The 13,449-nt window shown below is 49.1% G+C and carries 13 protein-coding genes; 4 read left to right on the top strand and 9 right to left on the bottom strand.

Annotation, left to right across the window (positions count from 1 at the left end):
- Nucleotides 1-18: 18 nt before the first annotated feature.
- Genes EH243_RS11305 through EH243_RS11295 form a run of 3 tightly spaced genes read right to left on the bottom strand, consistent with a single transcriptional unit; the run spans nucleotide 19 to nucleotide 2,583 of the window.
- Complete coding sequence (locus tag EH243_RS11305) at nucleotides 19-399, bottom strand: MmcQ/YjbR family DNA-binding protein (protein WP_126158886.1); 381 nt, start codon at nucleotides 397-399, stop codon at nucleotides 19-21.
- A 16-nt stretch (nucleotides 400-415) separates the two neighbouring features.
- Entirely contained in the window at nucleotides 416-1,267 is an 852-nt protein-coding gene (locus EH243_RS11300; protein WP_126158774.1) for a sulfurtransferase, read from the bottom strand.
- Nucleotides 1,268-1,299: 32 nt separating this feature from the next.
- The gene (locus EH243_RS11295) at nucleotides 1,300-2,583 is read right to left on the bottom strand and encodes a tryptophan--tRNA ligase (RefSeq protein ID WP_126158773.1); all 1,284 of its coding nucleotides are present in this window, start codon (nucleotides 2,581-2,583) and stop codon (nucleotides 1,300-1,302) included.
- Between the two features lie 156 nt (nucleotides 2,584-2,739).
- Between EH243_RS11295 and EH243_RS11290 the strand changes: the two genes are divergently transcribed.
- The 3 genes from EH243_RS11290 (at nucleotide 2,740) to yaaA (ending at nucleotide 4,305) form a co-directional block, all read left to right on the top strand.
- Entirely contained in the window at nucleotides 2,740-3,069 is a 330-nt protein-coding gene (locus tag EH243_RS11290) for a hypothetical protein (protein WP_126158772.1), read from the top strand.
- A gap of 101 nt (nucleotides 3,070-3,170) precedes the next feature.
- The gene (locus EH243_RS11285) at nucleotides 3,171-3,404 is read left to right on the top strand and encodes a DUF2789 domain-containing protein (protein ID WP_126158771.1); all 234 of its coding nucleotides are present in this window, start codon (nucleotides 3,171-3,173) and stop codon (nucleotides 3,402-3,404) included.
- A gap of 127 nt (nucleotides 3,405-3,531) precedes the next feature.
- Complete coding sequence (gene yaaA, locus EH243_RS11280) at nucleotides 3,532-4,305, top strand: peroxide stress protein YaaA (protein WP_126158770.1); 774 nt, start codon at nucleotides 3,532-3,534, stop codon at nucleotides 4,303-4,305.
- 99 nt (nucleotides 4,306-4,404) lie between these two features.
- Here the strand turns inward: yaaA and EH243_RS11275 are convergent, their stop codons facing one another.
- Genes EH243_RS11275 through EH243_RS11260 form a run of 4 tightly spaced genes read right to left on the bottom strand, consistent with a single transcriptional unit; the run spans nucleotide 4,405 to nucleotide 8,312 of the window.
- Nucleotides 4,405-5,286 (bottom strand): Tim44 domain-containing protein, encoded by an 882-nt coding sequence (locus EH243_RS11275; RefSeq protein ID WP_126158769.1) that lies wholly within the window; start codon nucleotides 5,284-5,286, stop codon nucleotides 4,405-4,407.
- A 42-nt stretch (nucleotides 5,287-5,328) separates the two neighbouring features.
- Nucleotides 5,329-6,228 carry a DMT family transporter gene (locus EH243_RS11270; RefSeq protein ID WP_126158768.1) on the bottom strand — a complete coding sequence of 300 codons (900 nt, stop codon included), beginning with the start codon at nucleotides 6,226-6,228 and terminating at the stop codon, nucleotides 5,329-5,331.
- Nucleotides 6,228-7,916, bottom strand: coding sequence for a potassium channel family protein (locus EH243_RS11265; RefSeq protein WP_126158767.1), 1,689 nt, complete (start codon nucleotides 7,914-7,916; stop codon nucleotides 6,228-6,230). The genes EH243_RS11270 and EH243_RS11265 overlap by 1 nt, the downstream gene beginning before the upstream one ends.
- A 12-nt stretch (nucleotides 7,917-7,928) precedes the next feature.
- On the bottom strand, nucleotides 7,929-8,312 hold the full coding sequence (locus EH243_RS11260; protein WP_126158766.1) for a DUF6394 family protein: 384 nt from the start codon (nucleotides 8,310-8,312) through the stop codon (nucleotides 7,929-7,931).
- Between the two features lie 326 nt (nucleotides 8,313-8,638).
- On the opposite strand from EH243_RS11260, the gene EH243_RS11255 reads away from it, so the two are divergent.
- On the top strand, nucleotides 8,639-11,482 hold the full coding sequence (locus tag EH243_RS11255; protein WP_126158765.1) for an insulinase family protein: 2,844 nt from the start codon (nucleotides 8,639-8,641) through the stop codon (nucleotides 11,480-11,482).
- Here the strand turns inward: EH243_RS11255 and EH243_RS11250 are convergent.
- Both EH243_RS11250 and sbcB read right to left on the bottom strand, forming a co-directional pair.
- Entirely contained in the window at nucleotides 11,461-11,958 is a 498-nt protein-coding gene (locus EH243_RS11250) for a hypothetical protein (RefSeq protein WP_126158764.1), read from the bottom strand. The genes EH243_RS11255 and EH243_RS11250 overlap by 22 nt on opposite strands.
- Nucleotides 11,958-13,418, bottom strand: coding sequence for an exodeoxyribonuclease I (sbcB, locus tag EH243_RS11245; RefSeq protein ID WP_126158763.1), 1,461 nt, complete (start codon nucleotides 13,416-13,418; stop codon nucleotides 11,958-11,960). Before sbcB ends, EH243_RS11250 begins: the two co-directional genes overlap by 1 nt.
- Nucleotides 13,419-13,449 lie beyond the last annotated feature (31 nt).

The following is a 13,449-nucleotide window of genomic DNA, read 5'->3' as shown; positions in this document are numbered from 1 at the left end:
AGACGAGCCGACCAAGCCCTAGCGATATAACCGCTCGGCACCATATTGCAGCTCTAGCGGCAGGCGATCTTTACGCGGTAATCCCTTCACCACCAAACCATACGAGCGGTCGATCATACGCTGCAACTCCCCTGCAGGGATGCTGCCATCGAGTAAGACCGTATTCCAGTGGCGTTTATTCATATGATAACCCGGCAGCACTGCGCTAAAAATATCTCTTAGCATCTGCGCTTCTGCAGGATCACATTTAAGATTCATACGCGCAATATCACCATCAACCGAAAGTGTGGCGAACATCTTGTGACGGATTTTCATCACCGCGATATGGGGATAAAAGGGGAAGTCCTCCCAAGCCGCGGGAAGACTTAACATATACAGGCGGGTCGCCTCATAATCCATTTTATGGATTTCAGCGCTACGGTGCTTCGCCGGTTGCGACCGGCCGCTGCGGGTCACGGACCCACTCACTCCAAGAGCCAGGGTAGACTTTAGCGCCCGCCAAGCCTGCATGCTCCATCGCTAAGAGGTTATGACAGGCCGTCACCCCTGAGCCACAGTAGTGAACGATCTGTTGCGGTTGAAAACCACCGATCAACTGACGCCATTCCTGTTGCAAGACGGCTGCCGACTTAAACAATCCATCGGCCGTCAAGTTTTGCTGCAGCGGTCGATTAAACGCTCCCGGAATATGCCCCGCAACCGGATCAATAGGCTCCTGTTCGCCACGGTAACGCTCAGCGCTACGCGCATCGATCAGCATCCCCTTAGTCGGCACATCGGCCACCTGTTGTAACGGCACGATCATACTGAGATCAGGCACGCCGGAAAAATCGCCCGGTATCACCTCGGCAACCTGATCCGTCACTGGATAACCCGCAGCCAACCAGGCGGGATAGCCACCATCCAATACCGCGACCGCCGCATGGCCAAGCAGGCGGATTAACCACCATGCACGCGCGGCCATCGCCCCACCACAGTCATCATAGACCACAACCTGAGTGGTCGAGTTGACACCGGCACCACGCAGTATCGCGGCTAGCTCGGTAAAATCGGGCAATGGGTGACGGCCGCTGTACGCCGTAATAGGTGACGATAGCTCCGTTTCTAGATCGATAAAAACAGCCGAAGGGATATGCCCTTCCCCATAGAAGCGTCGACCTTGATCATGGTCCATGAGCGATGAACGACAATCCAATACGACCGTGGTCATATCGTTATCATCCAGCCGATCAGCCAACGCTGATACTGATATCAGGGTAGTCAACATGGAACCTTCTCCTTTCAATCTAATGGACGTTATTAGCCAAGTAAGCCAGACAGTTCTTCACGCAGAAAATCCAGTTCATTCTGCGCCTTCTGTTTGGCTTTCTTTTTCAAACTAGCGACTTGCTGTTCTTTTTCAGCAATCAATAAGGCCGCTTCCTGAGCTTTATCCGCTGCATTATTCACCCGATCTAGCAACGGTTTAAGCTGCATCAGAATCGCACGACGACGTCCCTCTTCGGCACGGGCAACCTGTTCAGCCGATTGCTCTTTCTCTTGTTTGGCTTCTTCCTGTGGAGCCGGACTCTCCTGCCAGTTCAATGGACGAATACCCACCGAAACCCGCGCTTTTTCCAACATCGGCGCAGCAACCTGACGGGCTTTGTCGGCGCCTTTCAGCAACTGCTCTTCGACATAACCAAGATCACCCATCAGGCGGTTATATTCTTCTCGCGGTTGGCTCAGGTAGCTATCCAAGTATTCAAACAACTCTTTTTTAGCATCGCCCCAGCCAATACCGTTCTCAAACTTAGCGCGCATCTGCGCCTGCTCTGCCGATGACGCGAAGTTGGCATACAACTGGAAGATCGTGCTGTTATCCGCGTCTTTTGGCTCGCCCGGTTGCAGGGCATCAGTTTTGATCTGTTTAATCAATTTATACAGATCATCCGAGCTGCTGAACAACGGAATAGTGTTGTCATAACTCTTAGACATCTTGCGGCCATCTAGCCCTGGAATCAGTTGAGTTTGCTCATCAACCTGAGCTTCCGGCAGATTAAATAGCGTGCCATAGGTATGGTTAAAACGGCCGGCAATATCCCGCGCCATCTCAATATGTTGGATCTGATCTTTACCCACCGGAATAATATCGGCGTTAAACATCAAGATATCCGCCGCCATCAAAACCGGGTAACTAAACAGCCCCATGGTGATATCGTCATCATCCTGACGACCGGCTTCACGGTTAGCATCAACCGAGCCTTTATAAGCGTGCGCTCGGTTCATCAACCCCTTCGAGGTCATGCAGGTGAGAATCCAAGCTAACTCGGTAATTTCAGGAATATCCGTCTGCCGGTAGAAGGTCGCTTTATCGATATCCAACCCCAATGCCAGCCAGGTCGCGGCGATTTCGCGGGTAGAACGTGCTACCCGATCAGGATCATGGCATTTGATCAGCGCATGAAAATCGGCGAGAAAGAAGTAACTGTCATTATTACTGTTTAGGCTCGCCTCAATAGCAGGCTTGATAGCACCTAAATAGTTACCAATGTGCGGGGTACCGGAAGTCGTAATACCGGTCAGAACGGTCTGTTTGGTCATTTGATTATCTTTTATACTGAATCTAACGAAATGTGGGCTATATAATACAAGAAAATTAACCGTATGGCCTATGTAATAGCGCTTGAAATGACGACAAGGGTTTTTTCAAATGCTGATCGGTGGTACAAATAGCCATCTCTAATGTAAGGAATCATTATGTCATCGATTATCCCATCCTGTATCGTGCTCGGCTCCCTACTCGTTACCCTGTTTATCATGCTGCGACGGGCACCGGATCGACAGCCTGGCACCATTGTGAGCAACCTAATTATGTCCGTCTTCTGCTTTATTGGCGGCCTGATAGTGTCAGCGATGTATACCCGCGCGGTTGGCAATGAAAATTCCAATCCCTACATCATCGCGGTTTTGGTGGCGATCGGTACCTTTGGCTCGTTAGCGATCTATATCAAACTAGATGAAAAGCAAAAACTCGAGAAGCACCGAACCATACCCAGCAAACCAGGAGACCGTAGCAAACCTGATTAAAATCAAGTTAACGCTAGGGCTAAGCTAAGGATGCATTGACAAAAGCACCACCCTAGCCAAAACTAAAGAGGCTGCAATTAACTACATTTATAGAGGTTGAGATGGACAGATCAGCACATACGATTAATGCTCTCTTCGCACAATTAGGTATGCCTAATGATGATGCCTATATTGATCAGTTTATCCGCACGCACACCTTGTCCAACCAAGACGTTAAGTTGAATGAAGCGCCGTTCTGGAGCGATAGCCAAGCCAATTTTATCCAAGAATGCTTGGACCGTGATTCAGACTGGAGCGAAGTCGTGGATGACCTGAATACTAGGCTGCATGCTTAAGCGCTAAAATCATAGCCAGATGGCTAACTATCAGGCTAATAAATAGAACTAATCGGGCCAGCTCTTTCCAGAGCTGGCCTTTTTAGTTTAGGATCAAGTCATTATCAGACAATGAAGCTAGAAGACTATGCTACTGGTTATTTCCCCCGCAAAAAATCTCGATTACGATACGCCGGCCACCACCGAGCGTTACACACAGCCACAGCACCTGGATCAGTCCGCAGAACTCATTGAGCAGTTACGCCGATACTCGGTACAGGATATTGCTGAGCTAATGAAACTCAGCGATAAGCTCTCAGCACTCAACGTCGCCCGCTATGAAAGCTGGTCTGAGTCCTTTACGCCCGACAATGCCAAACAGGCCATCTTAGCCTTTAATGGCGATGTGTATAGTGGCCTGAACGCTGATGACTTCAACGATGAAGACCTAACCTTCACTCAGCAACACCTGCGTATTCTCTCCGGCCTTTATGGCGTACTTAAACCGCTGGACCTCATGCAGCCCTACCGGTTAGAGATGGGAACAAAACTCAGCAACCCTCGGGGTAAAGATCTCTATGCCTTCTGGGGCAATATCGTCACTGACGATCTGAACCAAGCGTTAGCCGATAACGCTAATCCCGTACTGGTTAACCTAGCGTCCAATGAATACTTCAAATCCGTGAAGCCTAAAGCATTAGACGGTCGCATCATTACGCCGGTGTTCAAAGACTGGAAAAATGGCCAATATAAAATCATCAGCTTCTATGCCAAAAAAGCCCGTGGTCTTATGTGTCGCTACGCGATCAAAAATCGCATCAATGATGCTGAACAACTGAAGCAGTTCGACCTCGCCGGATATCAATATGATGAAGATCAATCCAAAGGCGACACCTGGGTCTTTACCCGTAAAGAGGCATAACGTGCCCGCTTTCTGCTTTCGCTAGCACAAAAAAACGCAGCTCATGGCTGCGTTTTTTAATGTTGCTTAATGATGATTTAAGCCAATAAGTTCAGCCGATTAAGGCTGCTGGATACCCACAATCACCCAGTTAGTATCGGCGCCATCCATATCCCGACGCAGATGCCAGATTTCGCTAAACTCGGTGGTTTCATCACTGTCTTCTTTCAGCCAGCCATAAAAGTTAATCGACGCGACAACGTGATCACCGTTATCGATAAAGTTCGCCAATTCAGCCATCACAGAAACAACTTCGGTCTTCTGACCATCGGTTTGCTTGGCCCGCTCCTCTTGCAGTGTTGCCAGTAATTCAGGGGTGGTGTAGGTCTTAATATCATCCCAGTCACTATTATCCCAAGCATTCTGCAGATGACTGAAGTGACCTTTCGCACCTTCCAAAAAGGCTTGCTCGTTAAACCATTCAGGCAATTGCAGTTCGCCCGCTGCAAATTCAAACCCAGCGTCTGAAGCCGGAGCTGCAGTCGCAGCCGGAGCATCATTCTGATAAGTAGGCGTTTCTGGGGTTTCTGATACGTCAGACGCTTGACGATGCTGAGCGCCGGCATATTGTGGCTGAGAGGGTTTCTTCATCGCAGAGAAGATTTTAATCGCCGCAAAAATCAACAAACCGATCAGCAGAATATCCATGAACTGGATACCATCAAAGGCACCGCCCATAAACAGCGCAGCCAGTAATCCACCCGCTAATAAACCACCCATCAAACCACCAAAGCCACTACGGCGCGGCTGACCCGCAGCCTTAGCACTACTACCTGTTGGTGCGGCTTTTTGCTGCGTTGGTGCTGCAGGTTGAACTCGTTTAGGGGTTGAATAGGATTTACCAAAGCTAAAACCTCCCCCAAATCGTTTCGCTTCAGCATCAGGGACTATCAGACCGAAGCTGATAATCAGTGCAAAAAATGAAACCAACAGTGTACGCATAGAAACTCCTTTGTTTTAGTGAGCCACTTGGCCATGGTTTACCTAGGCGGGTGACTTTTTATCGTTCTGGCTGCGACCGGTAATGATCGCTAAATAGATGCCGCTGAATATTAGCCCGATACCTATAAAATGGAAAGGTTCCACGGCTTCATTGAGAAAGATAACTGAGAGTATCAGACCGAATGGCGGCATCAGGTGGATAAACAACCCCGCTTTCGCTGGCCCTAACTCGGCGACCCCGCGGTTCCAGAAGATATACGCGAGTATCGACGGGCAGATCGCCATATAAATAATCGCCGACACGGTCTGAGGATTCCACACCGGCCGAGCGCCTGACATGAACTCCCATACCATAAAGGGAAATAGCACGATGACTCCCACCACGACGGTAACACCAAAAAAGGTAAAGCCATCTAGATCCATCGGTTTTAGACGCAGCATCACCGAATACGCCGACCAACTAAGCACCCCAGCCAAAATCCAAAGATCGCCGCTATTAAACGAGAATGTCCGCAATATCTCGGGATCACCCTTAGACACCAGCGTAATAATCCCCGCTAATGAAATAGCCACCCCTAACCACTGCCGGCGAACCACCGTTTCACCCAAAAATAGCGAGGTAAATACCAGAATAATAATGGGGATAGCCGATTGCATCAGCGTGGCATTCGTCGCCTGAGTGGTCTGTACACCCAGATAGATAAAAGAGTTAAAACAGACGACGCTCAATACCGAGAGTACGCTGAGAATCGGCAGATTAGCGCGAATGAGCGGCCATTTGCGCAGCAAACGTGGTAGTAAAAAAGGAAGAATAATTAACAGCGCTATCCCCCAACGCATAAAAGACATCGTCAGAGGGGGGAAGTCACCATGCACTCCCCTAGCTGTTACAAAATTACCGGCCCAAAAAAGCACCGTCATGGTCAATAGAAAATAAGGCATTAGATTCGCTTCAACAGTTTGGCTAACAGATTATGACTCGGCTCTTCACCGGTCTGTAGATAAAACAAGATATTGTAATTATTGATACTCCAGCTCATCTGATTGCTCGCTGCTGCTAGCCCGCAGAAGAGTATTTCATCCCCTTCCTGAAGCACCATCAACTCACCGGGCAGGAGTTTACTTTCGCCATCACGTCTAAACATCAAGGGAAAACAGGGTAACTGTTCCTTGCGATGACGAGGGTCTTTCATCAAATGACTCAATTTCACCTCTAGCCCTTCCGCGGTAATCGCACAGATTGCCGGTGTCATCTGAGGGCTCACGGTGATCGACCAGCTATCCAACTCGTCATCCCCCGCTACACTACTCATCCGATTTAACAAGGTGTGCGCCCAAACATCGTCCTGCAATTTCATCTGTTCAATAAAGGCGGGCAACAGCGGGGTTTTCAGCTTAGCCAGAATCCGGTTGGCAATAATTTTGCCCGGCTCCATAATAAAATCAGCTTTAGAGTTCTGATAGATCAGGGTATTACTATTCAGATTCTGACGCACCACGGTAATCAATTTCGGATTTAACTCCCGTGCGGTCATGATAATCGAGAGGTTATCTGCATCATTATGCGTCCCCGCGATAATCCCCACCGCCTCATTGATACCGGCAGCCTGCAGCGTTGCCGCCTCCGTGCCTAACCCAGTCACAGTATTGCGATAGCCTTTCAATTGCGCGGCATTGTCATCTAGCAACACCAGCTCAACATCCTGTTTAGCGAACTCCCGATACAACGCTTTACCAAAGCGTCCCAACCCACAGATAATCCACCGTCCACTGGCTTGTTTATAAGCACTGGAAAGCGGCCGATGAAAGGGATTGACCAACCAGTCATAAACCAGATGGGTATAGGGCGCATGGGCCGCTAATGAGAGATATTCGGCATAATCTTTAAAGGGGTCGATAATATGATCGGTGCCAAAGGACGCTAAGTTTCGCGCATTCACCTCAGACTCCGTGCGGCTCACCACAATCCGCTCTGGCACCAACAGCTTACTGGCGATCGAGATAGACAGGTTCACATTGTCATCATTGGTCAGTGCCAAGACACCGATACAATCGGGATGCTGTAGCCCGGCATCATCCAGTGTCTCCGGTAAGGAGGCATCGGCACACAGACCCGGTACCCGCAACACTAAGCCGTCAATTTCGAGTTGATCAATCCGATCTTGATCGATATCGATAATGACCGAACGAATACCGCGTTCACACAATTTTTCAACAATGGCACTGCCAGTAATACCGTAACCACAGATCAGATAAAACGGCTCATTGAAGTTTTTCACCTCATTAGCAAATGAACGACGGCGTAACATCCGGCGAAAAACCGGCTCCTGTAACAGCGCCAACAGTGAGCCGATACAGTACAACCACGCAATCACGGTGCCGTAAATGGTGACGAGCGTCCAAGCCCTCTGGGCCGACGTAAAAGCATAAGGGATCTCACCAAAACCGATGGTCGATCCCATAAAACTGACAAAATAGATCGCGTGGAAAAAATCCATCGCCCAGACATTACCCTGATCATCCTGACCGGGGATCATGACAAAGCCCAAGATCGTCACCGAATAGATAACAATCAACGTTATCAAAGGGTGCCGCAGGCGGCGTAACATCAAATAGAAGATATCATTCATAACGCAGGCCGCTTAACGGCGCACGACGACGGTCTCAACCATAAGCAGAATCACCGATACGATATTGGCCAATAGCGCTCCACCCGACATCGAGATCACACTGCTGAACATTTCGGTCGTTACCCCATTCGCCGATAACTGGGCGCCATAACCCCAGATCATCGCCGCAATCACTAACTGAAGATCGGCCACCAAACTGGTTGCCAACATCAACGCACCCAAATGAGTCCGGTCACCAAACTTCAGCACGGTACAGACGATGCTAATAACGATGGCGGCAAAAAACTCATACACATTATGATGTGTTGGATCATCCATTTCACCAATGAAAAAACCAAAGTTCATGGTTAAGGCAAGCACAATAAAGAAAGCGTAAATCACCTTTTCGCGATTCATAGAATCCATCCACCAAGTGAAAAATAGTTATAACAACAAAAACTTACAGCGCAATTGTAAAACATCCCGAGGTAATAGAGAAACAATCGAACTGACACCGAAAATCTCTGTCCAATCTCCTGATTGGTTACCACTGACTATATATAAGCAGATAGCAATGATATATAACAGGAACCCCTGAACAAAAAATCGCAGGGCGACCAATAAAGTTTTTGATAACACAGTATCCAAAAACGGCCAGTTGCTATAGAAAAGAGAGATAACCCCTTACATTGGCCATTATCAGGGTTTTGAAATAACCGCTTAACATCCAGAGGCTTGAGTGCATGCGAGATACAGTACATAACAAAAATATCATCTACACCCTTCTACTGCTGTTATTTTTGACCTCTAACGCCGCTTATGCCGCCGTTATCAAAAGCCCCACCGATCAGCGAGATTATCTAACCTTTACCCTACCTAACCAGATGCAGGTGTTGGTCATCTCCGATCCCAGTACCGATAAAGCCGCCGCCTCGATGAATGTTGATGTCGGCTCAAATGCTAATCCGGAAAACCGTCTAGGGCTGGCCCACTTTCTTGAGCACATGCTTTTTCTCGGCACTGAAAAATACCCCGAAGCAGGCAGTTATCAAGAATATATCAGCAACCATGGGGGCAGCCACAACGCCTTTACCGCCTTTGAAAACACCAATTACTTCTTCGATATTAAAGCTGATCAATTAGAACCTGCTCTCGACCGTTTTTCACATTTTTTTATCGACCCTCTGTTCGCTGAAGACTATGTCGATCGTGAACGTCATGCGGTCAACTCTGAATATCAATCCAAACTGCGGGACGATGGTCGTCGAGGCTATTCTGCGGGCAAGCATCTGATTAACCCAGAGCACAGCATGAGTCGGTTTGCTGTCGGCAGTTTAGCCACCCTATCGAATAAACAGGGCAAACTGAGAGATGATCTAATCGATTTCTATCAACGCTACTACTCTGCCAATCTGATGTCTCTGGTGGTATTGGGTAAAGCCTCTGTGACCGAATTAAAAGCACTGGTTGAAGCCAAATTTTCTCCCGTCGAAAATCGTCACGCCACGCCATTCATCACCGCTGTGCCGCTCTATCAGCACCTGCCACAACAGCAAAATATTAAAACGCTGAAAGATCTACAACAGTTAACCTTGACCTTCCCAATACAAGCCACCCGTGAATACTATCGCGAAAAACCGGCCCATTATATCGCCTCTATGCTTGGCTATGAGGGTAAAGGTAGTCTGTTCTCGACTCTCAAAGCAAAAGGTTGGGTGAATAGTCTAAGTGCTTACCGAGGCACCGACCTGCCTGACCAATCATCGATTGAACTCTCCATTTCGCTCACCGATGACGGGCTGAAAAACTATAATGAAGTGATCGAAACGACTTTCGCCGCCATTCAGTTATTGAAACAACGAGGGGTTTCCGCCGAACTTTATCAAGAAGAGCAGAAACTAAGCGAGATCAGCTTTCGCTTCAAAGAGCAGTCTGAACCGATCCATGAGGTCACGCGACTATCGCACAACTTGCAACTCTACCCCGCCGATGCGGTGATCAGTGCCGATTATCTGATGGAGAAATTTAATCCCGCACTGATCAACAATATTCTGGAGCAGATGACACCGGATAACCTTTTGATCACCTTACAGGCTAAAAACGTCGAAACCGATCAGCAAGACCCTTGGTTCAAGGCGGAGTATAGCGTCACCTCTATCGATGCCGACCGTCTCAAACAGTGGCGCCAGCCGAAAGCGGTTGCCGCCTTACAGATTCGTCAACTCAACCCCTATATTGCAGAACGCTTTACGCTTAAACCGATTGAGCATGAGCAGCAACATCCCGAACGGATTCTGCAGCAGGGAGGATTCTCCCTTTGGCACAAACAGGACTCTATTTTTAAACTGCCAAAAGCCGACTTCTTCTTTTCCATTATTTCGCCACAGGCAAACCAAACGGCAGAAAACGCCGTGATGACTTCGCTGTATACAAAGCTGATCAATGACCAGCTCAACGAAACGCTCTACGATGCTTCCCTTGCAGGGTTAAGTACCCGTATCTATCCCCATATGCGTGGCCTAAGTGTGCGTATCTCCGGCTATGATGATAAGCAGCAGAAGCTGCTAAAACAGGTCATCTCCAGCCTACAGCAGGCTCAGTTTGACGAAGATAACTTTGCCCGCATCAAAGAGAAGTATACCCAAGAGCTAGAGAACAGCCGTAAAGACAAACCCTTCAACCAAGCCATCGGCGAAGTCTATAACCTGTTGCTGCAGAGCTGGAGCACCGACAAAAAGCTGGCGGCCTTAGATGGCGTTACCCTAGAAACATTACATACCTTTGTGCCTAAACTTCTTAATCAGGTCGAAGTACGGATGCTGGCACACGGCAACCTTACTCAGGCGGACGCTCTAGAGATGGCCCAAACCGTCGAAGCGGGCCTACCATCAGAGAAAGCCTTCCATAACAGCAATACGTTGCCGGTCATTCGATTACAATCCAATACCGAGCTAACACAAACACTGCCCTTGGATCATAACGATTCAGCCATCAGCGTCTATTTTCAAGGTGAGAACAGCAGCACCCAGACCCGGGCCGAATACGCCCTGCTAGGCGAAATGCTATCGGCGCCATTTTACAGCAGCCTGCGGACAGAGCAGCAGCTAGGTTATGTTGTGTTCGAAACCTCTCTCCCCATGCGTAAAGCCCCTGGATTGGCTTTTGTGATTCAATCACCGAATACCAACCCATTGGGGTTGGAAAAGCAGATTAATCAATTTATCGACTCGACGGGAACCACCTTAGCGACGATGGATGCATCGCAACTCAATGCCTTTAAACGAAGCTTGATCTCCCGCATCAACCGTAAAGAGAATCGTATGGGCGAACTGAGCGAGCGGTATTGGCAGGAGATTGATCGAGGGGAGCTGAACTTTGATAGTCGCGAGCAGCTCACCCGCGCTATTGAGGCGCTAACACTAGAGGATTTACACAAGTGCTACGCCCAACTACCACTACGCCGGCTCACCGTTCGCTCCTTTGGTGAACAACACCGTCAAGGGGTCGATAAACAGGCGCTTGATAAAATATGTGATAGCGAGATCGCCAATCTCAAACAGGCTAATCAGTTTGTCCCAGACGCCTGAATCTGACGTTCGATAACCCTGCGTGAGCGGGGTTTTGTTTCTTCTTTCGGTTGGACGATCTCAACCCCTTCACACTGCTCAAGGGTATCGTCCAACGCACATTGAATCTCCAATTGATCCCGTTCAATCTGTGCAAAGATCTTATCTTCACCCGTCAATGGCGGGGCCTTTTTTTCCACACTGACTATCCGCTCAACCGGTTCCGGTTCACTATAAGGCACGACAGTGGGCGGCGGTAGCTGCCGGTCGGGCAGCACATATGGCTTAATTTCCGTCATCGGTTCGCTATCAACATAGCCGCGCCGTTTATATTCATACACGGTTTTCGGATCCACGGGCAGATCGATATCCCCCGCTGGCTGAACCACCTCATAGCCAATCGGATCGACCAGATCCTCTTTTCTATCAGCCATCACCGTCAAGCTGATCGTCCACGCGATCAAGCCTAACGATACTGCGCTAATAGATTGGCTCATCAATACACCTCATCCAAGGGATAGATCGCTTCAGCATACAGCGCTAACTCTTCAAGGATCTCTTTATGGGCCGCAGACAGATCTGGTTTTTGATACAACTCATTCAACTGGCTAAAGAGCTCGGTCATGGTGAGATGGCCACCATTATTCGGCCCGAGTAAGCGCAGATGGCGGAACTCTTCCCAACGTGCCCGCTCCTCGTCATTCAGACTGAACGGATAGTTGCGGGCACGATAGCGCAGGAACATCTCCTCCAAGCGGCCATCTTGAAACGCTAAGTCGAGTGTCCCTAGCTCGTCTGCCGGCGTATGTCTGATGATATCCATATTCTTTTTATCGGCATCGCCGAAGAATCCGCCACTATAAAGCATATGATCGGGATCGAAATCCTCCTCAAAATCACTGACGGAGAAAACCTCCGCCAACTTTTGCTTCAGATCGGGACTATGACGCAACATGCCCAAATGAGTACGACAAAGATCGCCAGAGATATTCAAGCGCTCCGCCTCTACCGCCGTTAACATCGACGCAGGGGCGATAACGGGGGACTTATTGGTATGTATCTGTTTCAGAGGGATACGCTGCTCCCCTTCGGCAAGATCTTCAGTGCGGGTGTAGATCAAGCGGCGTACTTCATCCGCCGGCAAGGTTAACAGTGGCGTTGGATCACAGCGCAGGTCAAAGGCTAAAACGGCATTTTTATTCACCGGATGCTGTGCAAGCGGTGCCACCACCGCGGCATTACCCCACTCAGAGGGGTACATAGAGGAGATATGCAGCACAGGCTTCATACTCATCACATCGAGCATGCCCTGTATTGTGCGCTTATCGCGGTTATTCAACGCATATTGATACAATTTGGGTTGCCGCTCTTTCACCAGCCGAGCCATCGCAATGGTGGCATAGACATCGGCCAAGGCATCATGGGCATTGCCATGATCAATACCATTCGCTTTGGTTAGGTCTTCCAAACGCATACTCGGACGACCATCTTCATAGACCGGCCACTCAATGCCCTCAGGCCGGAGCGCCCGGGTCAGCCGCAGCATATCGATAATATCCCAGCGGGAGCAGCCATTTTGATACTCTCGGCCATAGGGGTCGTAAAAATTACGGTACAGCGAATAACGGGTAATCTCGTCATCAAAACGAATACTGTTATAACCCACGCCGCAGGTGTCGGGCCGCGCTAGCTGCTCATGCACCAGCGCGATAAACTCCGCTTCACAATACCCTTCCTGCAGCGCTTTTTGCGGTGTAATCCCCGTAATCAAACAGGCCTGAGGATGTGGCAGTAGATCTTCTGCCGGCTTGCAATAAAACATCACAGGCTCTTCGATGATATTCAAGTCTTGGTCGGTGCGAATACCCGCAAACTGTAACGGCCTATCTCGCTTAGTGTCCGCCCCAGAGGTTTCATAGTCATGCCAAAAAAAGGTAGGTGTTGCTGATGCCGCCATTCTATTCGCCTTTGCACCGGTTAACCGGTTA

This window comes from Amphritea opalescens, assembly GCF_003957515.1.
GTDB lineage: Bacteria > Pseudomonadota > Gammaproteobacteria > Pseudomonadales > Balneatricaceae > Amphritea > Amphritea opalescens.
Note: the sequence above shows the minus strand (reverse complement) of the source record. Positions and strands in the feature narration are given on the sequence as shown.

Excerpts from the sequence above, each read along its gene's own strand:
- EH243_RS11285 (WP_126158771.1), top strand. The coding sequence starts at position 3,171 with ATGGACAGATCAGCACATACGATTAATGCTCTCTTCGCACAATTAGGT.
- EH243_RS11300 (WP_126158774.1), bottom strand. The coding sequence starts at position 1,267 with ATGTTGACTACCCTGATATCAGTATCAGCGTTGGCTGATCGGCTGGAT.
- EH243_RS11295 (WP_126158773.1), bottom strand. The coding sequence starts at position 2,583 with ATGACCAAACAGACCGTTCTGACCGGTATTACGACTTCCGGTACCCCG.
- sbcB (WP_126158763.1), bottom strand. The coding sequence starts at position 13,418 with ATGGCGGCATCAGCAACACCTACCTTTTTTTGGCATGACTATGAAACC.
- yaaA (WP_126158770.1), top strand. The coding sequence starts at position 3,532 with ATGCTACTGGTTATTTCCCCCGCAAAAAATCTCGATTACGATACGCCG.
- EH243_RS11250 (WP_126158764.1), bottom strand. The coding sequence starts at position 11,958 with ATGAGCCAATCTATTAGCGCAGTATCGTTAGGCTTGATCGCGTGGACG.
- EH243_RS11290 (WP_126158772.1), top strand. The coding sequence starts at position 2,740 with ATGTCATCGATTATCCCATCCTGTATCGTGCTCGGCTCCCTACTCGTT.
- EH243_RS11305 (WP_126158886.1), bottom strand. The coding sequence starts at position 399 with ATGGATTATGAGGCGACCCGCCTGTATATGTTAAGTCTTCCCGCGGCT.
- EH243_RS11260 (WP_126158766.1), bottom strand. The coding sequence starts at position 8,312 with ATGAATCGCGAAAAGGTGATTTACGCTTTCTTTATTGTGCTTGCCTTA.
- EH243_RS11255 (WP_126158765.1), top strand. The coding sequence starts at position 8,639 with ATGCGAGATACAGTACATAACAAAAATATCATCTACACCCTTCTACTG.
- EH243_RS11270 (WP_126158768.1), bottom strand. The coding sequence starts at position 6,228 with ATGCCTTATTTTCTATTGACCATGACGGTGCTTTTTTGGGCCGGTAAT.
- EH243_RS11265 (WP_126158767.1), bottom strand. The coding sequence starts at position 7,916 with ATGAATGATATCTTCTATTTGATGTTACGCCGCCTGCGGCACCCTTTG.
- EH243_RS11275 (WP_126158769.1), bottom strand. The coding sequence starts at position 5,286 with ATGCGTACACTGTTGGTTTCATTTTTTGCACTGATTATCAGCTTCGGT.